Source organism: Brevibacillus ginsengisoli (genome assembly GCF_050113715.1).
In the GTDB taxonomy this organism is placed as follows: domain Bacteria; phylum Bacillota; class Bacilli; order Brevibacillales; family Brevibacillaceae; genus Brevibacillus_H; species Brevibacillus_H ginsengisoli.
In genome coordinates this window covers 163,917-189,708 of the sequence record NZ_JBNJQR010000004.1, presented here as the reverse complement: position 1 = coordinate 189,708, position 25,792 = coordinate 163,917, and the positions used below count along the sequence as shown (strand labels likewise).

Genomic DNA, 25,792 nt, shown 5'->3' with positions numbered 1-25,792 from the left:
CCTTTCGAGATACCTGCTAAATAGACATGAAAGTACATTGGGGAGAGCTAACGATGGAGAAACTGATCGTTCGAGGAGGCAAGACGCTTTCTGGAAAAGTGTCCATTAGCGGGGCGAAAAATAGTGCAGTTGCCTTGATTCCTGCCGCTTTGATGGCAGATGGTCCAGTTGTGATTGAGAATTTGCCCCATATCCAAGACGTCGAAATCTTTGTAGAACTATTGCGTGAAATGGGAGTCGAAGTTCTGTTTGAAGAGGATTGGATGGAAGTCGACAGCCGATCCATTAAACCAGTCATTATGCCGAATGGACGCATAAAAAAACTGCGCGCCTCTTATTATTTATGGGGAGCCTTGCTATCCAAAAGCGGGGAAGCTCAAATTGGCTTGCCAGGAGGCTGTGATTTGGGGCCGCGTCCGATTGATCAACATATTAAGGGGTTTGAAGCGCTGGGCGCTCGTGTTGAGAATCGCAACGGGGTCATGACGATCAAAGCGGAGAAGTTGACAGGCGCTAGAATTTATCTGGATATGGTAAGTGTTGGCGCTACCATTAACATTATGCTTGCGGCTACTCGCGCAGAAGGTTTAACGATTATTGAGAATGCGGCGAGAGAGCCGGAAATTGTCGATGTTGCTACCCTCTTGAATAATATGGGGGCCAATATTAAAGGTGCCGGAACAGATGTGATTCGTATACAAGGCGTTACACAACTGCACGGCTGCAGACATACGATTATTCCTGACCGAATTGAAGCGGGCACTTACATGATTGCTGCTGCGGCAACCCGTGGAGATGTAACTGTTGAGAACGTCATTCCCAAACATTTGGAACCTATTACTTCTAAGCTTCGTGAGATGGGTGTAACGGTTGAGGTGTACGATGACAGTATCCGAGTAATTGGACAACGTGAATATCGGGCAATTGATCTCAAAACCAACCCATATCCCGGATTCCCTACGGATTTGCAACAACCAATGACGACTCTTTTAACTCAGGCCAAAGGTACAAGTATTGTAACGGATAATATCTATGGTTCTCGTTTTCGCCACATTGATGAACTGCGTCGCATGGGAGCCAATTTGAAGGTAGAAGGCAGATCAGCTGTTATTGAAGGTGAAAAAAAGCTGATGGGAGCCAAAGTAGTGGCGACTGATTTGCGTGCTGGAGCTGCATTGGTCATCGCAGGCTTGCTTGCTGATGGAATTACTGAGATAGACGGTTTACATCATATCGATCGTGGATATGAGAATTTGCTAGGAAAATTACGAAGTCTTGGTGCGGATATGCTTCGTCAAATTCGTAAGCAGACAGAATACAAATAGAGATAAGAGAACGGCAACTAAAGGAGAGATTGAAATGGAGCGCAGTTTAACACTCGAATTGGTACGCGTAACAGAAGCGGCTGCTTTAGCCTCGGCCAGATGGATGGGTTTGGGCAAAAAAGATGAAGCGGATGATGCAGCAACTACTGCGATGCGCAGGGAATTTGAGAAAGTCCCTATGGAAGGCGTTGTCGTCATTGGTGAAGGGGAAATGGATGAAGCCCCGATGTTATATATTGGAGAGAAGCTTGGTCAAGGAGTGCCTCCATATGTCGATGTAGCGGTTGACCCTCTAGAAGGCACCAATATCGTAGCCAAAGGAACATGGAACGCCATTTCGGTTATTGCGATTGCGGACAAAGGAAATCTGCTTCATGCTCCTGATATGTATATGGAAAAGATTGCTGTTGGCCCACAAGCAGTCGGTAAAGTTGACATTAACGCTCCGGTCATTGATAATCTCAAAGCGGTTGCTCAAGCACAAGGTAAGGATGTAAGCGACCTGGTAGCGATCGTACTGGACAGAGAACGCCATGAACGTGTGATTCATGAGATCCGTGAAGCGGGTGCTCGAATCAAACTAATCTCGGATGGAGATGTAGCGGCAGCGATTAATACCGCCTTTCCTGACACAGGTGTAGATATTTTGTTTGGTTCTGGCGGTGCTCCTGAAGGTGTGTTAGCAGCAGTTGCCTTGAAATGTCTGGGTGGCGAAATTCAAGGGAAGTTACTTCCGCAATGCCCGGAAGAAGAACAACGCTGTATTCAAATGGGCTTGACAAACCCTCGTCAAATCTTGCTCATGGATGATTTGGTAAAAGGAGACGACGCGATTTTTGCGGCTACTGGGGTAACAGATGGTGAGCTCTTACGTGGCGTCCGCTTCCGTGGAACAATGGCGACAACTCACTCCGTTGTCATGCGTGCCAAAACAGGAACCGTTCGTTTTATTGAAGGAACCCATCGATTGGAGAGAAATCCACGATTTGCATTATAATTTCTAGGCTAGAATAGAGTAAGAGAAGACGTAAAGAGTGGTGGAATAATACGTGTTGTTGTCTGAATTAGAAGAACTGAAATTAACTGAGTTATATAAGCTTGCCAAAGAATTTCAAATCACGTCTTACTCTCAGTTAAAAAAGAAAGAATTGATTTTTGCTATTCTTAGAGCTAGAGCGGAACGAGACGGGTTAATGTTCATGGAAGGTGTCCTTGACATTTTGCCTGAGGGATACGGGTTCCTCAGACCGATCAACTACTTGCCAAGCTCTGAGGATATCTATATTTCTCAATCTCAAATTCGACGATTTGATTTGCGGATGGGTGATTTGGTTTCGGGTAAAGTTCGCCCGCCAAAAGAAAATGAACGTTATTTTGGACTTTTACAAGTCGAGGCTGTAAACGGAGAAGACCCCGAATTGGCGTCTGAACGCCTTCACTTCCCTGCGTTAACACCACTTTATCCTCAACAAAAGCTGATTCTTGAGACAGAGCCCTCTAGGTTATCTGCCCGAATCATGGATCTGTTGGCACCGGTTGGACTAGGACAACGCGGACTTATTGTAGCCCCACCGAAAGCTGGGAAGACGTTGCTGCTCAAAGAGATTGCCAACAGTATTTCGGAAAACCACCCGGATATCTCCTTATTCGTGCTCCTCATTGATGAACGACCGGAAGAAGTAACGGATATGCAACGCTCGGTAAAAGGTGAAGTCATTGCTTCTACTTTTGATGAGCTTCCTGAAAATCATATTAAAGTAGCGGAGCTTGTGCTGGAGCGTGCCAAGCGACTTGTTGAGCATAAGAAGGACGTTGTTATTTTGCTCGATTCGATTACACGATTGGCGCGAGCTTACAATCTGGTTATACCGCCAAGTGGTCGAACGTTGTCTGGAGGGATCGATCCGGCTGCTTTTCATAGACCGAAGCGATTCTTTGGTTCGGCGCGTAATATTGAGGAAGGCGGCAGTTTAACAATTTTGGCAACCGCGTTGGTTGAAACAGGTTCCAGAATGGATGACGTCATTTACGAAGAGTTTAAAGGTACTGGTAATATGGAGCTTCATCTGGATCGCAAGCTATCCGAAAGACGGATCTTCCCAGCTATCGATATTCGTCGTTCTGGGACTCGTCGAGAAGAATTGTTGCTGTCTAAGGATGAATTGGACAAATTATGGTCCATTCGCAAAAGCATGTCGGACAGCCAGGAGTTCGTAGAATCTTTCTTGAAAAAGCTGCAAGATACAAAAACGAATGAAGAGTTTTTCAAAACGCTGGATTTGAAGAATTCCCGTCCCGGTTCGAAGACAACTTCTTCCCAAACAACGACCAAAACAACGACCAAAACAACAAGAACAAGGCAAACCGCCGCAACTGCGGCGACAACTACGACGACCAAGTAATTTGGTCGTCATTTTTTTGTTTTCGTACGCATACATTTAGGATGGTATTGTGATGAGAAGGAGGAAGCGGAATGGTGTACTCGGAAGTGCCAGTGACGTTTTCTACGGCAGATGAGGCGAAACAAACTGTGATTGAAAAAACACTGTTTCAAGTATTTAATCCATTTGCCTCTTTGCCATCTAACACAACTTCACAAGGATCAACCATTATGTACAGTGTGAAGCCGGGTGATACTCTCTCGGAGATTGCCCATCGATATGGGATTACCCTACGAGAGCTGATTGAAGAAAACAAAATCACCAACCCTCATTTGGTAGGCATTGGGATGAAGCTAATGATCGGACAAAATAATATCACGCATACAGTAAGCCGCGGTGAAACACTCGATCAAATTGCCGAGCGCTATCAGGTGCCGAAAGAGAAGCTGATTGCTCGCAACCCCCTGCTGCAAGTGATCCCGGATAACCTGTATGTTGGACAGGTTCTGTACATTCCGATTCCAGAGGCCAAGACTGTGTTGGCAGGTTCTTTGCCGTTACGGCGTCAAATAGCGCAGGTAGCAAGTCGGGGTTCATACCGAAGCCGAGAGATGGACTGGCCCGTTGAGCATGCGACAATTACGAGTGGTTTCGGCAAGAGGTGGGGAAAGCTGCACAAAGGGTTGGACCTATGGAACGAAGCGAAGGGAAATACCCAAATCGTCGCGGCAAAGGAAGGAACGGTTATTGAAGCAGGAGCCAATCATGAAGGATATGGTTATATGGTCATCATTGATCATGGGGGTGGATTACAGACCTGCTATGCCCATTTGCGCAAAATTCTTGTGAGCATCGGCGAGGTGGTTCAGCGAGGACAGGTACTTGGGTTGATGGGGAATACGGGAGATTCGACAGGGTACCATTTGCATTTTGAAGTGAGGCAAGATCAAGTGCCGATGAATCCCATTCGCTATCTGCGCTAACGTTTTACAAGCCCTTTCGAATACGATACAATGGCCTAAGCATGATGAGGAAGGGATTGTACACAATGAATTTGGTCTATGCAGATGCGTGTGGAAAAGTATACGATCACCCCGCCATTTGGTCCGTTGCCAGAAATGGAGAGATGTTAACGGAAATCCTGGAGGAAGAACTGATTCCATTGCCAGAGGGAGCAACACTGGTAAGTCTTCCTGATACGGAGCCTGTGGGGATGGATCCGGAAACTGGCAAAATGACAAAACTATCGGGTTACACAGCTGTGGGAGCGTTGTTGCCGCAGGGATACACCCGTTTACTTTTACCTGGTTATGTGAAGACAGACAAAACGAAAAAATTCCCGTTGTTTGGCTATACCGCAGTGGTGTGGAAAGACGGCGGCTTCTGGGTTGCCGGTCGCAAAAGTGATAATCCGCACAAGTGGAATCCGTTGAACTTTCCGATGGATGAGCTAAGAGGACTAGTGGATCAGACGCTGAACCAGTTCCCTGAGAATCGAATTCTCAAGCATCTGTCCCACTGTGCGTTGGAGTACGAATGCTTAACAGCCTCCAATAACTTCTTCAATCGTTGGGAGGGCTCGCTGCCAGTATCGTACACCTGTAACGCTGGATGCTACGGTTGTATTTCTGAACAACCAGAAGAGAGCGGATTTGTCGCTCCGCAGACACGAATGAACTTCAAACCAACAGAGGATGAACTGGTTGAAGTGATGCTGAACCACCTGAAAACTCCAGAAAGCATCATTAGCTTTGGTCAGGGATGTGAAGGTGAGCCTTCCACGATGGCGTCCATCATTGTTCCTGCGATGCGCCGAGTGCGTCAGACCACTGACATGGGCTTTATTAATATCAATACGAATGCGGGCTTGACCGACCATATCAAAGGAATTGTGGACGCGGGTCTGGATTTAATGCGGATTAGTACGATTAGTGCGATTGAAGAGCATTACAACGCGTATTATCGACCACGTGGATACACGTTGGAGAACGTAGCGCGTTCGGCCGAGTATGCCTCGAAGCAAGGGGTTTATACCTCCATCAACTATTTGTGCTTCCCGGGAGTATTTGACCGTGAAGAAGAGATGGAAGCGATGATTGAGTTCATTCGTCGTACGGGAATCAAATTGATTCAGCTTCGCAATCTGAACATTGACCCTGACAGCTACCTGGAAATGATTCCGAAAGCGCAGGGCGAAGTATTTGGGATGAAGCAGGCGATTGAGATTTACCAGCAAGAATTGCCAGATGTGGTGATTGGCTCATTTACGCACCTTCCGCCAGCCGATCAGCTGCGCAACAAAAAAATGGTCTAAGGCATTGCTATTGCATTCGCTATGTGAACGTGTTAATATCTTTTCATGTGCTTTTATATAACTCTGTTTCGGCAAACGATTCAGGGCGGAAAGAGGTGGAAATAATGAAACAAGGTATTCATCCTAAATACAATTTAGTGAATGTTACTTGCGCTTGCGGTAACGTGTTTGAATCCGGTTCTGTTAAGCAAACTCTTAAAGTTGAGATTTGCTCCAACTGCCATCCATTCTACACAGGTAAACAAAAATTCGTGGATGCTGGTGGTCGTGTAGATCGCTTCAAACGCAAATACAACCTTTCTTAATTCAAACCAAGAACCAGGTAGATTATTCTGCCTGGTTCTTTTCTTTTCTCACAACTCATTGGCGTGATCATTGTTAGGTGGTATGATGAAACCTGAATGTCTTGATCGAGTGTTCAATGATCACCACAAAACGTACAAGTTAGCTGATCTGAAGTCGAGCGGGTAGGTTGTTAGGGGGAAAATGACGTGGCACAGTTGTACTTTCGATACGGAGCAATGAACGCATCCAAATCCATACAATTATTAACGGTAGCCCACAATTATGAGCAGTCTGGAAAAAAAGTAATGGTACTTACTCCAGCGATCGATGACCGGTACGGCGTCGGCAAGGTAGCATCTCGAGTTGGTGTTAGTCGGGAAGCATATCCAATCCAGACCCATACGGACATCTTTCGTTTAGTTGAGGAGCAAGAGTGCAAACCGGATTGTGTCTTAATTGATGAAGGACAATTCTTAAGTGCGCATCACGTAATACAAATCACGAAGATCGTGGATCTTTTGCAGATTCCAGTTATCGTATACGGTTTATTGAAGAATTTTAAAAACGAATTGTTCGAAGGCAGCGAGAAGCTTTTATGCGAAGCGGACAAAATCGAAGAAATCAAAACCGTCTGTGTATACTGCAACAAGAAAGCGACTCATATTCTTAAATTTAAAGACGGAGTTCCCGTCTATGCTGGAGAGACGATTCAAATTGGCGGAGAAGAGACCTACAGCAGTGTTTGCCGCCGCCATTACTACAATCCTCCAAGTGACAGTTCCAGCAACACGCTAGAGGTTGAAGAACTTTGCCCGCAAGGAATCTAATCAGCTCATCTGTAAAAGAAGGATAAATCATGCCACTTCCTGCACAAACTAGGCATACAACAGGAGGTGGCTTTTCTTATGCACAAAATCGTAACAGTGGGGCGCGGGCTTCTATCGATCAGTTTGGCTGGCTGCCTCTTAACAGGAGTCGTTGGCTGTAATTCTACCTCTACTCCCGATGCGCGGAGCTATGGTGTACGGAAAATGGACCGTCAGCAAATTGCAACCCCAGGAACAGATGCCAACAAGAATGTGACAGGAACAAGCCGTTCGATGGGGGATAGGGATACTTTGATGGGACGAAATGCTAACCCCAATCTCGTAATCGGTCACCAAGATGTGCAAAATACTGGTGTTGATATCAAAAATATGCAGATGATGGCCAAGAGCGTACCTGGCGTAGAGAATGCCCGTATCACGGTAAGCGGCGTCAATGCCTTTGTTACTCTTGATTTAGTCCACAATGTAACAGCAAATCAAGCGAGGAGTGTTGAGCGCCAGGTCATTCAGAAATTAAGTCAAAAAGCTCCGCGATACAACTTCCATATTACGTCAAACGACGGTTATCATCGTTGAAGAATGTTTTGACTTTTTTACCGGTATCCCCTATAATTGTGCTGTTATCTAGCATTTTGTAAATTGGGGTGAATTACGGTGATAAATCGCTTATCTGCTGTTGAAGAGCGGTATGAAGAAGTTACAAACCTATTGTGTGACCCCGACGTCATCAGTGACACCAAGAAGTTGCGGGAACTCTCCAAGGAACAATCCTCTTTAGAAGAGACGGTAACCGTTTATCGTGAATATAAATCTGTTGTAACCCAACTAGAAGACGCCAAAGCCATGTTCGATGAAAAGCTGGACGATGAGATGCGCGAGATGGTCAAAATGGAAATCTCTGAATTGTCCGAGCGCAAGGAACAGCTGGAGCAAAAGCTGAAAATCTTGCTTCTGCCAAAAGATCCGAACGATGATAAGAACGTAATCGTGGAGATTCGCGGGGCAGCAGGCGGAGATGAAGCTGCTTTGTTTGCTTCTGATTTGTTCCGTATGTACACTCGTTTTGCGGAGAGTCACGGCTTTAAAGTTGAGGTTTTGGAAGCCAATGCTACAGGTATTGGTGGCTACAAAGAGGTTATTTTCTCTGTAAATGGACAGGGAGCCTACAGCAAACTGAAGTTTGAGAGTGGAGCTCACCGTGTACAACGTATCCCAGCAACCGAGTCTGGCGGTCGTATTCACACATCTACTTCTACTGTACTCGTTCTTCCTGAAGTTGAGGAACTTGAAGTTGAAATCAATGAAAAAGATATTCGTATCGATACATTCTGTTCAAGTGGAGCTGGTGGACAAAGCGTTAACACCACCAAATCCGCGGTTCGTGTAACGCATGTACCTACGGGAATCGTCGTTTCCTGTCAGGATGAGAAATCACAGCACTCCAACAAGGATAAGGCGCTTCGCGTTCTTCGCGCTCGCCTGTTTGACTTCCATCAACAACAAGCGATGGCTGAGCAGGATGCGGCACGCAAGAGTTTGGTCGGTACTGGTGACCGAAGTGAACGTATTCGTACGTATAACTTCCCGCAAAGCCGCGTAACCGATCACCGTATTGGACTTACCTTGCATCGGCTAGACGCTATTTTGGCTGGAGATTTGGATGAAGTCATTGATACATTGATTCTGCACGAGCAGACGGAGTTGATGAAGAGTCATGCAGCCGCAATTTAATGGAATGAACATAGGAACTATTCGTGAAGCCCATCTTGCGGCTTCTTCTTTTTTAAAGGAATCGGGCAGTAAAGACCCGCAGTTTGAGGCTGAACTTCTCTTGCGGCACCTGCTGAATATGGATCGTACAGCCTTTCTGGTATCCATGCCCGATCCGATTGAGGCGGAGGTTGTAGAGAAGCTGGCAGACCTTTGTCAGCGCCGAGCCAATTCCGAACCGATTCAATACATGCTGGGCGTTCAGGAGTTTTATGGACGGGAGTTTATGGTCGCTCCGGGAGTGTTAATCCCTAGGCCGGAAACGGAAATCCTGATCGAACAGCTCTTGCGCCATGCCAAGCGTCTCTGGCCCGATGAAACTCAGGTACTTGAGGTTGTGGATATTGGAACGGGGAGTGGAGCTATTCCGATCACGCTTAGTAGTGAACGGCCTGGGTGGAGGGTATCCACCGTCGATATTTCCCTTGAAGCAATTGAGATCGCTCGTCAGAATGCCAAGTCTCTCGGAGTAGAGAATCAGGTCCGCTTCTTGCATGGAGATTTGGTCGAGCCTCTCCTCCATGAGAAGGCGCAGCTGGATATTCTCGTCTCCAATCCACCCTATATTCCTACGGCTGATGTAGAAGAACTGGATGAAGAAGTCCGCCAGTTTGAGCCGCGGTTAGCACTTGATGGGGGAGAAGACGGTCTTGATTTCTATCGACGTATTTGTACGGCGCTTCCCCAGATGATGAAGCCGACTTCACTTGTTGGTTTTGAAGTTGGGATTCATCAGGCACAAGACGTTGCGAGCCTTTTACAAACAATTGGTCAGATGGAACACGTCGAGATTATTCCGGATCTCGCTGGAATTGATCGAGTAGTCATCGGTTATAAGGTCAAGTCTCAATAATTTTCTGTAAATTTACTGGAATCGCGTATGAATGATCTGAATCTTGTCTATACTGACGGCTAGAGAGATAACAAATCCTACCGTTAAAGTTTGAGGGGAGACGGTCATGATGAAGCGGTTCTTTTTGATTCTTTTTGCGCTAGTTCTTTTGGTGATGAGTTGGGAGATGCAACGTTCAGAAGCAGCTTCTGCTACTGCACAAGACAAGGGGCCAATCCCCCAAGAGTCGATTCGTTTACGGATTATCGCCAACAGTGATTCATTCCAAGATCAATGGTTAAAGCGCAAAGTTCGAGATGCCATCGTAGACCAGATGAACGTATGGGTTAAGGATTTGCATTCCTATGATGAGGCACACGCTTATGTGGCGACCAAGGTGCCGGAATTACAAAAAGTTGTGGATCATACCATATCTCAATATGGATTTACCTATAAAGCAGATGTTGATTTTGGAGAGGTGCCGTTTCCAACCAAGCTGTACGGTTCTTATGTGTACCCTGCCGGTAATTATGAGGCGCTTCGCGTACGAATCGGTGAAGCCAAGGGACAGAATTGGTGGTGTGTATTGTTCCCGCCGCTTTGCTTCATTGATATGTCGAACGGTGATGCTGTTCAGGTTAAAGAAACTGCAAAACCAAAAGAAGAAGAGGCCAAGCCAACCGAAGATGTACAACAATCACGTAGAACTGTGGATAATGTGGATAACCTTGTGAAAGAAAATTTTCAATCGGAAAATTCCCAGCCTGAAGTGAAGCAACAAGTTGCGCAAGTAGACCTGAAATCCCAGGCCCCTGAAGTAGAAATCCGATTCTACCTTTGGGATAAGCTCGCCTCCTTATTTTAGGAAGACTAACGATTGCTCCCCCTAACCTACCTTTAAACCGGGTAGGTTTTTTTACGACTTATTCACAGGTTATGCACAGGCTGTTGAAAACTTTTCAAGTAGATTCTATACTAGGGAAACGAACCGTTGGAAATCAACGGATAGAAGGAGTTTGCAAGATGGAAACGAAAGTATGGAATGTGGATAAACATGTGGAGAATCATTCGAGTTGTACACAAATTGCGGATGCCGCCCAATTGTTGAAGACAGGAGAGGTCGTTGCTTTTCCAACGGAAACAGTTTACGGGCTCGGTGCGAATGCATTGAGTAATGAGGCGGTGGAAAAAATATTCACAGCCAAGGGGCGTCCCAGCGATAATCCACTGATTGTTCACATTGGAGATCAATCGCAGCTTTCAATGATCGCAAGAGAGCTTCCGCCGCATGCGAAGCAAGTGATGGGTGCTTTTTGGCCAGGACCACTAACCTTGATTCTACCCAAAACCGATCAGGTTGCCACACGTGTGACAGCGAATCTCGATAGTGTCGGTGTGCGAATGCCTGATCATCCGGTAGCCCTTGAATTGATTCGTCAAGCGGGCGTCCCAATAGCGGCTCCAAGCGCCAATCGCTCAGGTCGCCCAAGTCCGACGACCGCGCAACACGTCATGGAAGATTTGAACGGAAGAATTGCAGGAATCATCGATGCGGGGAGTACAGGCGTTGGGGTCGAATCCACTGTACTTGATGTCACCGTGGAACCTCCAATGATTTTGCGTCCTGGCGGGATTACACTGGAACAACTGCAAGAGATTATCCCGGAGGTAACAATTGATCCGGTTTTCTTGGCTACTGAAGACCTGAAGCCCCGTTCCCCTGGAATGAAATATACTCATTATGCGCCACAGGGTGAACTGTGGATCGTTGCAGGAAATGTAGAGCAAACCCAAAATCAGATGAACCACATGCTGCAAGAAGCCAAACAGCTTGGCCGCAAAACGGGAGTATTGGCAACCCAAGAAACTGGGGAATACTGGAACCAGCAGGAGAGTGCTGATATTGTGTTGGTTTGCGGTTCCCGTCATGATTTAAGCAGTGCTGCCCGCGATTTGTACGGAACTCTTCGTCAATTTGACGAATGCGGCGTGCAATTCATTGTTGCGGAAGCCTTTTCTAGAGAAGGTCTGGGCCTTGCGGTTATGAATCGTTTAGAAAAAGCAGCAGGTGGCAGAATAATCAACGTATAAAGCGAATCTTTCCCTTCTTGTCCGCATAAGGTGAAATGACGAGGAGGGTGGCGATTCGTGGATATAACGTTATTCCAGTGGGGACAGTTTGTTACGCTGTTAATGGTGGCATGTGCGCTTGGTATGGATGCGTTCTCCTTAGGTATCGGGGTAGGCATGGTGGGAATGCGCTTCAAGGATATTCTAAAAGTCAGTGTTACAATTGGTCTTTTTCATATTGGCATGCCGCTATTGGGCATCTTTATTGGAATTTATCTGTCTGAAATGATAGGGGACATTGCCGTTCTGATCGGCGGAGGAATTCTGATGGTGCTAGGATTGCATATGCTGTGGAATGGTTTTTTTCGCTCAGAAGAAGGAAGTATCATGCAGACGAAGGGAATGGGGTTATTTTTATTTGCTTTTAGTGTAAGCCTAGATGCCCTATCTGTAGGATTTTCTTGCGGCTTGTTGGAAGTAAATGTGTTTCTAGCCGTCTGCTTGTTTGGGATCATGGGAGGCTTGCTTGCCGGATGCGGCCTTTTATTGGGGAGAAGAGTAGGCGGTTGGTTAGGTGAATATAGTGAGGTCTTAGGAGGAATTATTCTCCTATTTTTCGGTATCCGGTTGGTATTTTAGGAATAAAGAATTGCTTGCAAGGAGGTTACCATGCGGATTTTATTCGTTTGTACGGGAAATACATGTAGAAGTCCAATGGCCGAGGCATTGTTTCGCGACAAGGTGCAAGGGTTGCCGATTTCCGTTCAATCCGCTGGAATTGCCGCAATGGAGGGCTCTTCCGCGTCTGCTCACGCTGGGAAAGTATTAGAAGACCGTGGAATCATTCACAACCATAAATCTCAACGTCTTCGGGAAGACTTAATTGCGTGGGCTGATCTGATTTTGACCATGACACGCACCCATAAAGATATGATTTCGGAATGGTTTCCGCACGCTTCCATTAAGACCTATACGTTAAAGGAGTACGTGGGACATCAGGGGGATCTGGATATTGCTGATCCGTTTGGCGGTAGTTTGGGAACCTATGAAAGAAGTGCCAGGGAAATCGAACAGGCGCTCAATCAGCTTTATCAAAAAGTAACCAAATAAACTCGCTCGGAATAACTTGAAGACAAGGAAGTAGCTAACAAAGAGGAAGGAGTCTCAAATAAGAGCTTTTCTCTTTTTTGTTTTATACACGAACATTTTCGGTGTATGATACTGATAATGTACAGGTTTTGTTTAGTTTCAGAGAAAAAAGTGTCACTTTTACTATTTCCTTTTCGAGAAATAAGGTATAATACAATAAAAAACTAACGGAGGGTCAACATGAAAGTAGCATTGGCGTCTGACCACGGTGGCTATAAGCTCAAAGAAGAGATTCTCAAATTACTTCAGTCCATGAATATCGCAGTTGAGGATTTTGGTTGTAAATGTGATGTATCTGTTGATTATCCGGACTATGCGTTGCCAGTGGCAGAGAAAGTAGCAGCGGGTGAATTTGATCGTGGAATTCTGGTCTGTGGGACAGGCATTGGGATGTCCATTGCGGCCAATAAGGTTCCGGGCATTCGCTGTGCGTTGGCACATGATACATTCTCGGCTAGAGCAACCCGTCAACACAATGACACCAACGTGCTTGCGTTGGGAGAACGTGTAATCGGACCTGGATTGGCGTCGGATATCGTCAAAATCTGGTTGGAAACAGAATTTGAAGGCGGACGACATACCAAACGTGTAGAAAAGATCAAGGAGATTGAAGCGAAGCACGTAGGAGTGAAGTAAGGTGGATCTCTCCGGTATTCAGCAACAAGCTGAAACAATTCTGAAGGAAGTAGCGGATCAAGCGGCGCTTTCACAAGGCAAACTGGTCGTGATCGGCTGCAGTACAAGTGAAGTTCTAGGAAAACATATCGGCAGAGCTGGAAGTTCAGAAGTAGCGGTTGCCTTATTCAACGGATTGAACGAGGTCGCAACGAAACGGGGTTTTGCGCTTGCGTTTCAGTGTTGTGAGCATTTGAATCGCGCACTGGTCATGGAGCGCTCCACCATGGAACAATTACGACTTGAGGAAGTATCTGTTGTGCCAATTCCATCAGCAGGAGGATCCATGGCGGCCTATGCCTACAGGCAGTTGGCTGCCCCTGTAGTGGTGGAAGCGGTAAAGGCTGACGCTGGAATTGATATTGGAGACACCTTTATCGGGATGCATTTGAAGCATGTGGCTGTTCCTATTCGTCCAAGCTTGCGAGCCATTGGCGAGGCCCATGTGACAGCGGCCTATTCTCGTCCGAAGTTGATTGGTGGAGCAAGAGCTGTATATGAAGTGACGCAAGCCAACAATAGTTGTAAATAAAACGATACATATTTGAGGAGGAAGATAGGCATGTTTGAGTTTTTGAGTAAGCAAGATCCACAGGTATTGGAAGCAGTTCGCTTGGAGCTTGGCAGACAGCGTGACAAAATTGAATTGATCGCTTCCGAGAACTTCGTTAGCCGTGCGGTTATGGAAGCAGCAGGAACAGTACTGACCAACAAATATGCTGAAGGATATCCTGGCCGCCGCTATTACGGTGGCTGTGAATATGTGGATATTGCCGAAAACATTGCGCGTGATCGCGTAAAAGAAATCTTCGGAGCAGAACATGCCAACGTTCAACCTCATTCTGGCGCTCAAGCGAACATGGCGGTATACTTTACGATTTTGAAACCGGGCGACACTGTTCTCGGGATGAACCTCTCCCATGGCGGTCACTTAACTCACGGAAGCCCAGTCAACTTCTCTGGTTCCCTTTATAATTTTGTTGAGTACGGTGTGGATGAACATACCCACCAAATCAATTATGATGTCGTTCGCGCCAAAGCTCTTGAACACAAGCCAAAGCTTATCGTATGTGGTGCGAGTGCTTACCCGCGTGTCATTGATTTTGCAAAATTCCGTGAGATCGCTGATGAGGTTGGCGCTTACTTCATGGTAGATATGGCGCACATTGCTGGATTGGTTGCTGCGGGGCTTCACCCAAATCCAGTACCACATGCTCATTTTGTAACCTCTACTACTCATAAGACACTTCGCGGACCACGCGGTGGATTGATTCTTTGCAAAGAGGAATTTGCGAAAGCTATTGATAAATCCGTATTCCCAGGTGTGCAAGGCGGACCGTTGATGCATATCATCGCGGCAAAAGCAGTTGCCTTTGGTGAAGCACTTCAACCAGAATTTAAAAAATACGCTGAACAAATCGTTAAAAATGCAAAAGCTTTTGCTGATGCTTTAATCGCTGAAGGTTTAACACTTGTTTCTGGCGGAACAGATAATCACCTTGTGCTGATTGATGTGCGCAACCTCGGCTTAACTGGTAAAGTTGCTGAGCATTTGCTGGATGAAGTAAGTATCACGACCAACAAAAATACCATCCCTTACGATCCAGAAAGTCCGTTCGTAACGAGCGGTGTTCGCATGGGTACGCCTGCTGTAACCACTCGTGGTTTTGACGAGGAAGCAATGAAAGAAGTAGCCGCGATCATTGCATTGGCATTGAAAAACCCAGAGAATGCCGAGAAGCACCAAGAAGCACGCGATCGTGTAGCTGCTCTGTGCAGCCGTTATCCGATGTATGAAGGTTTGACAATCTAATATTTGGCACCCAACCAAATGGTAAACCCGCTGACAAAAGCGCAAGCTAGAGTCAAGCGGGTTTTTTATCGACTTTCTCTCCTTTCGCGTCAGCTCATCCAAGAAAAGACTTCGTCACTAAAGCTCATTTTAAGCGATACTTAGTGTAGAGAACATAGGAAGGAAAAGAGTCGGCACTCTTTACATCAGACTGAGTAACGAAGTGATTTTCTTGTCGACTCCCTTCCGTAGTGAACGGAACGGATAGCAGATGCTACAAGCGAGCTTAAACAGAGCGACGAGGGACGAAGTCTTTTCTTGCTTACTTTCTGAAAAATTGACGTTACCCTTTTGCTCCTTTATGATAAGAAAGGTATGTCCATGACAGGATTTATTTGGACAGTTGACTTTGCAGTAAAAATCATTCGGACAATAGAAATGGGGGAAATGTTATGAGTCGTGTCTATGTGTTTGATCATCCTCTTATTCAACACAAACTGACGTTTATCCGTGACAAACATACTGGTACCAAGGAGTTTCGCGAGCTTGTTAACGAAGTGGCCACTTTGATGGCTTATGAGATTACTCGTGATATGCCATTGGAGGATACGGTAATTGAAACGCCGGTTGGGCCTTGCAGTGCCAAAGTCATTTCGGGTAAAAAGGTTGGCTTGGTTCCAATTTTACGCGCAGGGTTAGGCATGATCGATGGTATTTTGGATCTGATCCCGGCTGCCAAGGTTGGACATGTTGGGCTATACCGTGACCCAGAAACATTGTCTCCAGTTGAGTATTATGTGAAGTTGCCTAGCGATATTGAAGAGCGTGATCTGATCGTCATTGACCCAATGCTTGCGACAGGTGGATCTGCTTCGATGGCATTGTCGGCTCTGAAGAAGCGTGGAGCGAAACATCTTAAATTAATGTGCCTGATTGCTGCGCCAGAGGGTGTCCAAATGGTACAGAATGATCACCCGGATGTGGATATTTTCGTAGCTGCTGTGGATGAAAAATTGAATGATCACGGCTACATTGTTCCTGGTCTGGGCGATGCAGGCGACCGTTTATTCGGAACCAAGTAGGTGTCAGATATGAGTAAAATTAAAGTAATGACTGTCTTCGGTACACGTCCGGAAGCAATCAAAATGGCTCCGCTCGTTCATGAATTGAAGAAATACCCGGATCAAATCGAGCCGATTGTTTGTGTAACGGCACAACACCGCCAAATGCTTGATCAGGTGTTGGAGATTTTTTCGATTGAACCGGATATTGATTTGAACATCATGAAGGATCGCCAGACTCTGATTGATGTAACTGTCCGAGCTTTGGAAAGTTTGAACGAAGCCATGAACACAGCCAAACCGGATATTGTACTGGTTCATGGAGATACCACCACGACCTTTGTGGCAAGTCTTGCAGCCTTCTACAACCAAATCGCTGTAGGTCACGTGGAAGCTGGTTTACGGACATGGGACAAGTATTCGCCATTCCCGGAAGAGATGAACCGTCAGTTAACAGGAGTTATGGCAGATTTGCATTTTGCTCCTACTGAAGGGTCTGCTGACAACTTGCGACGTGAGAATAAGTCGGAGTCCGCGATCTACATCACGGGGAATACGGCGATTGATGCGCTACATACAACGGTTCGGGAAGATTACCAACATCCTGTGCTGGATCAGGTAAAAGGCAAGAAGATGGTATTAATGACAGCTCACCGAAGAGAAAATCTGGGTGAACCGATGCGTAGAATTTTCCGAGCTGTTCGCCGTCTGGTAGAAAAGCTTGAAGAGATTGCGGTTGTCTATCCTGTACACTTAAATCCTGCGGTTCAGGAAGTGGCTCAAGAGATTTTGGCAGGCCATGACCGCATCCATCTGATTCAACCGCTTGATGCGTTTGATTTCCATAACTTTGCGCGCAACGCTCATCTTATTTTGACAGATTCCGGCGGCGTTCAGGAAGAAGCGCCTTCACTCGGTGTTCCAGTTCTGGTGCTTCGCGATACAACAGAGCGTCCTGAAGGGATTGAAGCTGGTACGTTGAAACTGGCGGGTACCGATGAGGAGCAAGTCTTTGGTTTGGCCGATGAACTGCTTACGAATTCCGAAGCGTATCGTCAAATGGCGCAAGCAGCCAACCCGTATGGCGATGGAGAAGCTTCCCATAGAATCGTGGAAGCCATCTTGTATCATTTTGGGGTTTCCAAAGAGCGCCCGGAACCATTCCGTCCTGGCAAAACGAAATAGAGTTCGTCCCAATTTGAGGCGTCTTAACGGCGTCTCCTTCTTTTTTTATAATATAGGAAAGTTTAATTGCTTTACAGTGGTAAAGTAATTAAACTTATCCATTCGCGTAAGCCCACTAAGAAAAGATTTCGTCCGCTTGTAGTCTCCTTGGAAGTGACACTCAGCGACGTTCCAGCCCCCCGGTGAGAGGGGGAAGAACGGAGAAAGGGATAAGAGTCGCCACCCAACCCGTAGGGCGCGAAGCGTTTGGCGACTCCCTTTCGTAGTGAAAGAGCGGACTTTATTTCTTCTCGCGAACTTCCACAGAGCGTGAAGGGACGAAGTCTTTTCTAAGCAAACAAGTCAAAAGGTTTGTAAAACGATAAATTCATGATCTAATGAAACTTCCCATGATTTTCTTACGTCATACTAAGAGTGAATATAACCATTTATCCATCCGACAAAGAAAACTTGGCGATGGATTTAGATGAATAGAGAGATAGTTGGAGAGGAGCTTCACAATGAAGAAAAGATCACAGAAGCTGGTGTCGCTTGTGGCAGCAGCAGTTCTTGCATGGGGAGCAATTGTTCCTGTTGCTCCCAACGTAGCTCATGCAGAAAGTTCCGCAAGCAAACTTGTTTTGGGATGGCAAACACCAATTGGGGAAGGGACGAGCCTTTATAAATATTCCAAGCAGTTTGGCGATAAGACAGCTTTGCTGTATGTGACCAAGGTGGATTTGAACAATCCATACGTCGAGGTTAAACCCGTGTACGGAAGTAATCAACAATTGACCAGCAGACAATCTGTTTCTCAGATGGCCAATGAAACAGGAGCGATCGCTGCTGTTAACGCTGACTTTTTCAATACAACCAAGCGTGGGGCGCCTTTTGGGATCGTAATGAAGGACAAAGAGATTGTCTCTTCCATGGGTCAAATTCCTTATTGGTACAGCTTTGGTGTAACCAGTGACCATACGGCTGCCATTACGAATTTTGGTTTTCAGGGAAAAGTAACGGCGGCAGATGGAACTGTATTTAGTCTGCGTGGTGTAAACAAGGAAGAATACAATCCTGGCGACGGTTTAAAAAGTCACGTTAACCAGTTGAACCTTTACACACCGAAGTTTGGTAAAACAAGTTTGGGAATTATCCCGAATTACGTTCATGTGGTAGAGGAAGTCTTTGTAGATGGAGTAGCCACAGAGATTCGTGTCGATAAGCCAGGGGCTCCCATCCCTCCTAATGGGTTCGTTCTTTGGGGGAATGGGCAGGCAGCACAGTTTCTTGAACAACATGTTCCGATAGGCTCCCGCGTTCAACTAGATTATCAAACGACTCCAACTAGCCAAGATTGGGCACAAGCAGTTGGCGGACACATATTGCTGGCAGATGGGGGAGTACCGCTTACATATTTTCCGACGGAGAACTATATTAAGGGAATCAATGCCCATACCGCAGTTGGCGTATCCCAAGACGGGAAAACCATGTGGATTGTCACAGCAGAGAAAAGCGCCAACAGCCGAGGAGTCAGCCTCGCGGAATTAGGACAGATCATGGTTGAATTGGGCGCTTATCGTGCAATGAATTTTGACGGAGGCGGTTCGACAACACTGGCTGCCCGAAATCTCGGAGAGACATCCGCCAAGGTAGCGATGACTCCATCAGAAGGCTCGGAGCGAAGAGTGCCGACCGGGCTTGCTGTTTATAACACAGCTCCACAAGGTTCACTAGCCAGTTTCCAAATCACCGGGCCGACGGAGTTATTGATTGGTCAGGAAGCGGAGTATTCAGTTGGTAAAGCCTACGATAGCCACTATCAGCCGTATAAAATCAATCCATCTGATGTGGTTTGGACAGCAGCCCAGACGGATGCGGGAACCGTGGATCGCAACCGATTTACAGCTACAAAATCCGGAACAGTCGGACTCGTTGCACAAGTCGGAGGAGTTACAAAGCAACAAGACATTCATGTATATAGTGGTGCTGATGTCCAACAAATCGCCGTTTCTCCTAACCCGATTTACATAGGTCTCGGACAAACGATGGATCTTGACGTAAAAGTGAAAACCAAATCAGGAAAAACCATCACGGCTAATCCAAGAAGTGTGAAGGGCTCGATCGATTCCGACGTAGCCAGTCTTAACGATCAATTACAAATTGTTGCTTCTAATAAAGAGGGCAACGCCAAGCTGACACTGTCTTATGATGGAGTAAGCACATCTGTACCGATTGTCGTAGGTGAGGTAGAGCAACCTTGGTTGACTTTTGATAATCAAGTGGGCATGTATCATACCGCAATTCCAGATACGTTAAGCTCGCAAGGCTCTTTCGCCGCTGTATCTGGTGACAATGTTCCGGTATACCGTTCCAAGAAATCCGCTAAGCTCACGTATAACTTTGCCGGAGCAGACAAGAATGATGTGAGAATTGCCTACGGTCGACTGGGCGCGAACCCAGTAGCGATTCCAGGCAAACCATTTGGATTGGGTGTCTGGGTATATGGAGATAACAGCAATCATTGGTTGCGAGCTGAAGTATTGGATGCCAAAGGAAAAACGTACTATGTTGACTTGGCCAAGCAAATTGATTGGACGGGATGGAAGCAAGTGAAGGGCTCATTCCCGGGAGAAGCCGTCTATCCATTGTCCTTGCGCAGCATTTACGTGGTGAACACGCCAGAAAATACGGATCAACGACCTGAAAAAGGAACCCTTTATTTTGACGAGCTTTCACTCTTGTATCCACATAATGCCGTCAATACGGTTACAGGCACAGATGTCATTCCAACTCAACCAGGTAAACTCTCCCTAGGCTCCGAACTGGACATGAATTATAACTTCCAGCAGGCTGCCAGCTTCCTGGATAAGGCGAGAATTGATGTTCAATCCATCGTGGATCAGCAGGTACCAGGCTATGTGCCAGCCGATTATTCTTTTAGCATCAAACCGACTGCGGTAAAAGCGGGAAAACAAGATCAAATCAGCACATCGCCAGTAACCCTAACCTTTACACCGAAGCAATGGGTTCAAGGAAAAGGAATTGGCCTCCTGTACGTTAATCAGGCCAACCAAACCTATGATGTGCTTAATGGTCAGATGGATGCGAATCGCAATTGGGTATACCAGGTGAATTCCTATGGCACTTACATTCCTTATTATTTGGATGCGCCAGCCGATACACCATTTTTCGATATTTTGAACCACCCGGCGAGAACAGAGATTACCGCCATGGCCGCCAAAGGATACGTAAAAGGTACTTCGCCGGATATGTTCAGTCCTGAGGACCCCCTTACTCGCGCACAATTTGTGACCATGTTGGCGCGTGTATACAACTGGGAGCTTCCGGCTAAACCGAAGCTTATGTTTAAAGACCAAATTCCAGCGTATGCGCAAGGACCTGTTCAGGTAGCGTTGTCCAAGGGGATTGTCAAAGGATACGATGACAAGACCTTCAAACCGGACCAAACCATTTCCCGTGCCGAGGCTGCCGTCATTCTGGATCGGGTTCTGAAGAAACAGGCAACCCCCAACAAACTGCTTGCGGACAAGAAATCATGGCCGAGTTGGGCAGTTGGTCCAATCAATCATATTGTGGGACTTGGATTGATCGACCCGATAAGCAATAAGTTTGAACCCAATAAGCCGACCACGAGGGCAGTCTTTGTCGTGGCGCTGTACCGCATGACAATCGGAAAATAATAAGTGAAATGAAGAGAGCATCTTCCCGAGCGCAAAGGGAAGATGCTTTTTTGTGTGAGCTTCAAACGCTCATCGAATCATTTCTTATGTGTACAAATTAAGGAGGAATAATTTAAGTGTAAAGAGAATTGAATGTTGTATCTATTCAAAATTATCCGAGGAGTGAAATCAATGAGTCACAAAGAAGTGGTCATCGTCAGCGCTGTTCGTACTGCAATTGGATCTTTCCAAGGAAGCTTAGCAGGAATCAGTGCTCCCAAACTGGGTGCGGTTGTGTGTGACGCGGCTTTGAGCAAGGCTGGAGTAGATAAATCGCTGGTGAATGAAGTGATTCTGGGAAATGTACTGCAGGCGGGACTCGGACAGAATCCGGCAAGACAGGCGGCCATCGAAGCAGGAATTGGTCAGGAAGTTCCAGCGATGACGATTAACAAGGTTTGTGGCTCTGGTTTGAAAGCTGTTCATTTAGCTACCCAAGCGATTGTGGCAGGAGATGCGGAAATCATTCTCGCTGGCGGGATGGAGAATATGAGTCAAGCTCCTTATCTTCTGGAAGGAGCGCGCAACGGCTATCGAATGGGAGATCACAAAGTGGTTGATTCCATGATCCGCGATGGGTTATGGTGCGCTTTCAATGACTACCACATGGGAATTACAGCCGAAAATTTGTGTGAACATTATGAATTGACACGGGAAGAGCAGGATGAATTCTCTGCTTGGAGTCAAGCCAAAGCAGTTAAGGCTATTCAAGAAGGCCGATTTAACGATGAGATTGTTCCAGTAACGATCCCGCAGAAAAAAGGTGAATCCCTTCAATTCGCAGTAGATGAATTTCCTCGTGCCGGGGTAACCACCGAAGCACTGGGTAAACTTCGTCCAGCATTCAAGAAAGACGGAAGTGTCACAGCAGGCAATGCATCGGGTATTAATGACGGAGCTGCCGCTCTATTGATTATGTCACTTGAGAAAGCCAATGAATTGGGGCTGAAGCCTTTAGCGCGTATCGTCGCGAATGCAAGTGCTGGCGTAGACCCCAAAATCATGGGAATCGGTCCAGTGCCGGCAACACGGAAGGCTTTGGAGAAAGCGGCCATTACGATTGATGACATCGATCTGATTGAAGGGAATGAAGCGTTTGCGGCTCAATCCTTGGCAGTCGGAAAAGAATTGGGCTTTCATCCGGAAAAATTGAACGTCAACGGAGGCGCTATTGCCCTTGGTCATCCGATTGGAGCGAGCGGCGCAAGGATATTGGTCACACTTGTTCATGAATTACAGAAGCGAGAAGGGGTAAGATATGGTTTAGCAACACTTTGTATTGGCGGAGGTCAAGGGGTTGCGACCATCATTGAAAAAATGTGATAAGTTTGTGAACGATTGTGGCTGAACGATCAGAAAAGTTGACAAATCTAATAAATTTTCGTTAATATGGATGAGGGCATGAGGCAAGTTCACGCCCTCTCCTTTTGTGTCATTCGCTTGGTAGCCACTGTTAAACGGCTAGTTTCACCAGAGTTGAATACCGCTGATGAACGAAGTTTTGTCATCGAATAAGGAGGGTGTCAGAATGGCTAAACTGGATAATCCCTGGCAAGCGATTATTTTTGTCAGTTTAATCGGTGTTGATCTTGCGGTATGCTGTATTGCAGGTGTGTGGTTAGGGAGATATCTTGACGGTTTGTTACATAGTGATCCATGGCTCATGATGCTTGGGTTGTTTACTGGATTAGGAATAGGAGTATACAGTGTATATCGCTTGGTACGTTCCTATTTATAGGGAGATTTGACATGCAGAACTTTATCACAGCCATGCGTAAGACGTTTGCTTATGCTTTTTATTGTGTGAGTATTGTTGCGATACTCTGGGCACTGTTGCCTAGTGAACGACTGTTTTTGCAGAGCTTGCTTGTAGGCATGGGAGTTAGTTTGATCAACGGAGCCGTCTTAGTTTCGAAGACATGGCGAGTAGGGCAAGTAGCAGAGAATCCCTCGTTACGTCCGAAAGGCACCGCTATGCTCCAGCGTCTGATAACGGTTGCGTTTGCGGTCTATCTAACCATTCGCTATCCTGATCTGTTTATTATCTCTGGTGAACTAATTGGTTTTTTCCTCGTTCAAATTATTAGCCTTCCCTTTGTTTATCGCTCCTTAAAATAGATGAAGTAATGTCCTTCTTTATTGTTTTTGGTACAAACATCTTCGACAAAAGAAAGGGGTGAAAATACATGCATTTATCGCCGCGTTTTGAGTGGCTAGGGATGGTATTCGACATTCCAACCATGCTCATGATTGTGGTAACATCCATCATCGTGTTTTTGCTGATTCTTGGTTTGACCCGGAAGTTGACCGCGGGAGTTCCAGGGGGTGCGCAGAACTTTCTTGAATGGGTAGTCGAATTCATTGCAGGTATTGCAGGCGGATTCATGGAGAAGAAGATATCTGCCAAGTTCGTAACACTCGGATTAACGCTGTTCCTCTACATTTTCATCGGTAACCAACTTGGTCTGTTGTTTAATGTGAACGTTGTGTACAAAGATGAAATTAGTCCACGTTTCATGCAAATGTTGACGCTTTCAGGCAATGATCAATTGACTCAACAAAAGCATGAGTTGGTGGTAGAAGAGTTGAAGAGTGAACATGGCTTGCCTGTTGCCTATTGGAAATCTCCAACTGCAGCACCGAGCGTAACCTTCTCTCTTGCCCTGATGGTACTGTTATATGCTCATTTCCTAAGCATCAAGAAGAATGGTGTGGGCAAGTACATCAAGCATTACTTTGAACCGAATCCGCTCATGTTCTTGTTACATGCGATGGAAGAGTTCATCATTAAACCGCTCACGATGCCTTTGCGTCTATTCGGTAACATCTTTGCTGGTGAGGTTTTGATCGGAGTGCTTCTTTCTGCTGGTGCTGCTGTGATCGCTTTGCCAATCTGGCTCGGATATTCCGTATTCGTTGGTGCCGTACAAGCGTATATCTTTACAACATTAACGATGGTGTACATCTCACAAAAAGTGAACGACGAACACTAATAATCGTATAACACTCTGTTCGACAAAAAACATTTAATCTGGGAGGTATTTTGTAATGAATGGTTTAGTTGCTGCAGGTATCATGTTTGGTCTCGCTGCTGTTGGAGCAGGTATTGGTAACGGTCTTGTAGTTAGCCGCACAATCGAAGGCACAGCTCGTCAACCTGAAGCTCGTGGATCTTTGATGGGTCTTATGTTCTTGGGTCTTGGTCTTGTAGAGGCGGTTCCAATCATCGCGGTTGCGATGGGCTTCGTGTTCATGAACAAATAATTCATGAATCAATAACAGTTTGAACGGGAAGTGGCGAGGGTCAGACCTTCGCCTCTCTTATGTGAACGTTTAACTTAGGAATTTCCTGAGAGCCAGGAAGGAGTGAATAGAATGTTTGACTTAGGAGCTGTTAGCCTCGAGTACGGCACAATGCTTATCCAATTATTGATGTTCCTAATCTTGCTGGCTTTGGTGAGCAAATTTGCTATGAAGCCTGCGATGGCGGTTATGGAAAAACGTCGTCAGCATATTGAAAATGAAATCAGTACCGCTGAACGCAATCGTCAAGAAGCGGAAGCACTTCTCGCTGAGCAACGCCGAATCCTCGATGAAGCTCGTGTAGAAGCTAAATCGATCCTTGATCGTGTAAGCAAACAAGCTAATGATGAATCCGCTCGTATTATTGAAGAAGCGAAAGCTACGAACGAACGTTTAAAAGCAGATGCCTCTGCTGAATTAGCTCGTGAAGTAGAAAAAGCAAAAGCAGAATTGCGCGACCAAATGGCTGGCCTTTCTGTAATGCTCGCTTCCAAAATTATCGAGAAAGAATTGGATGAAACTGCTCAAAAAGCAAGTGTTGACCAATTCCTGAAACAAGTGGGAGATCGCCTATGAGCGGGGTAGCCAAGCGCTATGCTCGCGCGCTGTTTGAAGTTGCTAAAGAGCGTGGGCTAATCGATCAAATTGAGACGGAACTGAAAACTTTCGTTGAAGCTGTTAACCAAAACGCTGAGCTTACCAAAATTCTCATGCACCCACATATTGACTCAGAAGCGAAGAAAGGGCTATTGAAAGATGTTTTCGGAAGCCAATTTGCTGTAGAGACAATGAACTTTATCGGTGTATTGATTGATAACGGACGCGAGTCTAACCTGACTGAAATTCTTGCTTCCTATGTAGCGGTCGCGAATGAAGAACGTGGAATTGCCGACGCAACGGTAACCACTGCGAAGCCACTTACACAAGAAGAAGCAACAGAATTGGCGGATAGATTCGGGAAGTTGTTGAATAAGACGATCCGAATCCAAGCAGTAGTTGATCCTGCCATTATGGGCGGGGTTGTGGTGAAAATCGGAGACCGTCTGTACGATGGTAGCATCAAAAGTAAATTGGAACACTTCGCGCATCAACTATAACGACGTT

The 25,792-nt window shown here is 46.1% G+C and carries 27 protein-coding genes; all 27 read left to right on the top strand.

Annotated elements, in window-relative coordinates; translation table 11 throughout:
• Positions 1 to 53 precede the first annotated feature (53 nt).
• Positions 54 to 1,325 carry a UDP-N-acetylglucosamine 1-carboxyvinyltransferase gene (locus ACQCN2_RS10370; protein ID WP_426928834.1) on the top strand — a complete coding sequence of 424 codons (1,272 nt, stop codon included), beginning with the start codon at positions 54 to 56 and terminating at the stop codon, positions 1,323 to 1,325.
• Positions 1,326 to 1,359: 34 nt separating this feature from the next.
• Entirely contained in the window at positions 1,360 to 2,322 is a 963-nt protein-coding gene (gene glpX / locus ACQCN2_RS10365) for a class II fructose-bisphosphatase (protein WP_426928833.1), read from the top strand.
• A 52-nt stretch (positions 2,323 to 2,374) separates the two neighbouring features.
• On the top strand, positions 2,375 to 3,727 hold the full coding sequence (gene rho, locus ACQCN2_RS10360; protein ID WP_426928832.1) for a transcription termination factor Rho: 1,353 nt from the start codon (positions 2,375 to 2,377) through the stop codon (positions 3,725 to 3,727).
• 71 nt (positions 3,728 to 3,798) lie between these two features.
• Positions 3,799 to 4,689: a peptidoglycan DD-metalloendopeptidase family protein gene (locus ACQCN2_RS10355; RefSeq protein ID WP_426928831.1), complete on the top strand. Its 891-nt coding sequence runs from the start codon at positions 3,799 to 3,801 to the stop codon at positions 4,687 to 4,689.
• Between the two features lie 65 nt (positions 4,690 to 4,754).
• Positions 4,755 to 6,020, top strand: coding sequence for a radical SAM family protein (locus ACQCN2_RS10350; RefSeq protein WP_426928830.1), 1,266 nt, complete (start codon positions 4,755 to 4,757; stop codon positions 6,018 to 6,020).
• A 104-nt stretch (positions 6,021 to 6,124) separates the two neighbouring features.
• Positions 6,125 to 6,325 carry a 50S ribosomal protein L31 gene (gene rpmE, locus ACQCN2_RS10345; RefSeq protein WP_426928829.1) on the top strand — a complete coding sequence of 67 codons (201 nt, stop codon included), beginning with the start codon at positions 6,125 to 6,127 and terminating at the stop codon, positions 6,323 to 6,325.
• Positions 6,326 to 6,511: 186 nt separating this feature from the next.
• Entirely contained in the window at positions 6,512 to 7,132 is a 621-nt protein-coding gene (locus tag ACQCN2_RS10340) for a thymidine kinase (protein ID WP_426928828.1), read from the top strand.
• 78 nt (positions 7,133 to 7,210) lie between these two features.
• Positions 7,211 to 7,708 carry a sporulation protein gene (locus ACQCN2_RS10335; protein ID WP_426928827.1) on the top strand — a complete coding sequence of 166 codons (498 nt, stop codon included), beginning with the start codon at positions 7,211 to 7,213 and terminating at the stop codon, positions 7,706 to 7,708.
• Between the two features lie 78 nt (positions 7,709 to 7,786).
• Positions 7,787 to 8,863 carry a peptide chain release factor 1 gene (gene prfA, locus ACQCN2_RS10330; protein ID WP_426928826.1) on the top strand — a complete coding sequence of 359 codons (1,077 nt, stop codon included), beginning with the start codon at positions 7,787 to 7,789 and terminating at the stop codon, positions 8,861 to 8,863.
• Positions 8,847 to 9,755 carry a peptide chain release factor N(5)-glutamine methyltransferase gene (prmC, locus tag ACQCN2_RS10325; RefSeq protein WP_426928825.1) on the top strand — a complete coding sequence of 303 codons (909 nt, stop codon included), beginning with the start codon at positions 8,847 to 8,849 and terminating at the stop codon, positions 9,753 to 9,755. Before prfA ends, prmC begins: the two co-directional genes overlap by 17 nt.
• A 109-nt stretch (positions 9,756 to 9,864) precedes the next feature.
• Positions 9,865 to 10,599 (top strand): stage II sporulation protein R, encoded by a 735-nt coding sequence (gene spoIIR, locus ACQCN2_RS10320; RefSeq protein WP_426929046.1) that lies wholly within the window; start codon positions 9,865 to 9,867, stop codon positions 10,597 to 10,599.
• 158 nt (positions 10,600 to 10,757) lie between these two features.
• Positions 10,758 to 11,825: an L-threonylcarbamoyladenylate synthase gene (locus tag ACQCN2_RS10315; RefSeq protein ID WP_426928824.1), complete on the top strand. Its 1,068-nt coding sequence runs from the start codon at positions 10,758 to 10,760 to the stop codon at positions 11,823 to 11,825.
• A gap of 57 nt (positions 11,826 to 11,882) precedes the next feature.
• Complete coding sequence (locus ACQCN2_RS10310; protein ID WP_426928823.1) at positions 11,883 to 12,443, top strand: manganese efflux pump MntP; 561 nt, start codon at positions 11,883 to 11,885, stop codon at positions 12,441 to 12,443.
• Between the two features lie 30 nt (positions 12,444 to 12,473).
• Positions 12,474 to 12,914, top strand: a complete 441-nt coding sequence (locus ACQCN2_RS10305; RefSeq protein WP_426928822.1) for a low molecular weight protein arginine phosphatase — start codon at positions 12,474 to 12,476, stop codon at positions 12,912 to 12,914.
• A 219-nt stretch (positions 12,915 to 13,133) separates the two neighbouring features.
• On the top strand, positions 13,134 to 13,589 hold the full coding sequence (gene rpiB / locus ACQCN2_RS10300; RefSeq protein WP_426928821.1) for a ribose 5-phosphate isomerase B: 456 nt from the start codon (positions 13,134 to 13,136) through the stop codon (positions 13,587 to 13,589).
• Position 13,590: 1 nt separating this feature from the next.
• Positions 13,591 to 14,160: a TIGR01440 family protein gene (locus tag ACQCN2_RS10295; RefSeq protein ID WP_426928820.1), complete on the top strand. Its 570-nt coding sequence runs from the start codon at positions 13,591 to 13,593 to the stop codon at positions 14,158 to 14,160.
• 30 nt (positions 14,161 to 14,190) lie between these two features.
• Complete coding sequence (locus ACQCN2_RS10290; protein ID WP_426928819.1) at positions 14,191 to 15,441, top strand: serine hydroxymethyltransferase; 1,251 nt, start codon at positions 14,191 to 14,193, stop codon at positions 15,439 to 15,441.
• A gap of 431 nt (positions 15,442 to 15,872) precedes the next feature.
• Positions 15,873 to 16,502 (top strand): uracil phosphoribosyltransferase, encoded by a 630-nt coding sequence (gene upp, locus ACQCN2_RS10285; RefSeq protein WP_426928818.1) that lies wholly within the window; start codon positions 15,873 to 15,875, stop codon positions 16,500 to 16,502.
• 9 nt (positions 16,503 to 16,511) lie between these two features.
• Positions 16,512 to 17,666, top strand: coding sequence for a non-hydrolyzing UDP-N-acetylglucosamine 2-epimerase (gene wecB, locus ACQCN2_RS10280; RefSeq protein ID WP_426928817.1), 1,155 nt, complete (start codon positions 16,512 to 16,514; stop codon positions 17,664 to 17,666).
• 500 nt (positions 17,667 to 18,166) lie between these two features.
• Complete coding sequence (locus ACQCN2_RS10275) at positions 18,167 to 21,346, top strand: phosphodiester glycosidase family protein (RefSeq protein WP_426928816.1); 3,180 nt, start codon at positions 18,167 to 18,169, stop codon at positions 21,344 to 21,346.
• Between the two features lie 171 nt (positions 21,347 to 21,517).
• On the top strand, positions 21,518 to 22,708 hold the full coding sequence (locus tag ACQCN2_RS10270) for an acetyl-CoA C-acetyltransferase (RefSeq protein ID WP_426928815.1): 1,191 nt from the start codon (positions 21,518 to 21,520) through the stop codon (positions 22,706 to 22,708).
• 205 nt (positions 22,709 to 22,913) lie between these two features.
• Complete coding sequence (locus ACQCN2_RS10265; protein WP_426928814.1) at positions 22,914 to 23,123, top strand: AtpZ/AtpI family protein; 210 nt, start codon at positions 22,914 to 22,916, stop codon at positions 23,121 to 23,123.
• An 11-nt stretch (positions 23,124 to 23,134) separates the two neighbouring features.
• Positions 23,135 to 23,503: an ATP synthase subunit I gene (locus ACQCN2_RS10260; RefSeq protein ID WP_426928813.1), complete on the top strand. Its 369-nt coding sequence runs from the start codon at positions 23,135 to 23,137 to the stop codon at positions 23,501 to 23,503.
• Positions 23,504 to 23,571: 68 nt separating this feature from the next.
• Entirely contained in the window at positions 23,572 to 24,378 is an 807-nt protein-coding gene (gene atpB, locus ACQCN2_RS10255; protein ID WP_426928812.1) for a F0F1 ATP synthase subunit A, read from the top strand.
• 55 nt (positions 24,379 to 24,433) lie between these two features.
• Positions 24,434 to 24,649 carry a F0F1 ATP synthase subunit C gene (atpE, locus tag ACQCN2_RS10250; RefSeq protein WP_426928811.1) on the top strand — a complete coding sequence of 72 codons (216 nt, stop codon included), beginning with the start codon at positions 24,434 to 24,436 and terminating at the stop codon, positions 24,647 to 24,649.
• A gap of 111 nt (positions 24,650 to 24,760) precedes the next feature.
• Positions 24,761 to 25,264, top strand: a complete 504-nt coding sequence (gene atpF / locus ACQCN2_RS10245; protein WP_426928810.1) for a F0F1 ATP synthase subunit B — start codon at positions 24,761 to 24,763, stop codon at positions 25,262 to 25,264.
• Entirely contained in the window at positions 25,261 to 25,785 is a 525-nt protein-coding gene (locus tag ACQCN2_RS10240) for a F0F1 ATP synthase subunit delta (RefSeq protein ID WP_426928809.1), read from the top strand. The genes atpF and ACQCN2_RS10240 overlap by 4 nt, the downstream gene beginning before the upstream one ends.
• The last annotated feature ends 7 nt before the right edge of the window (positions 25,786 to 25,792 follow it).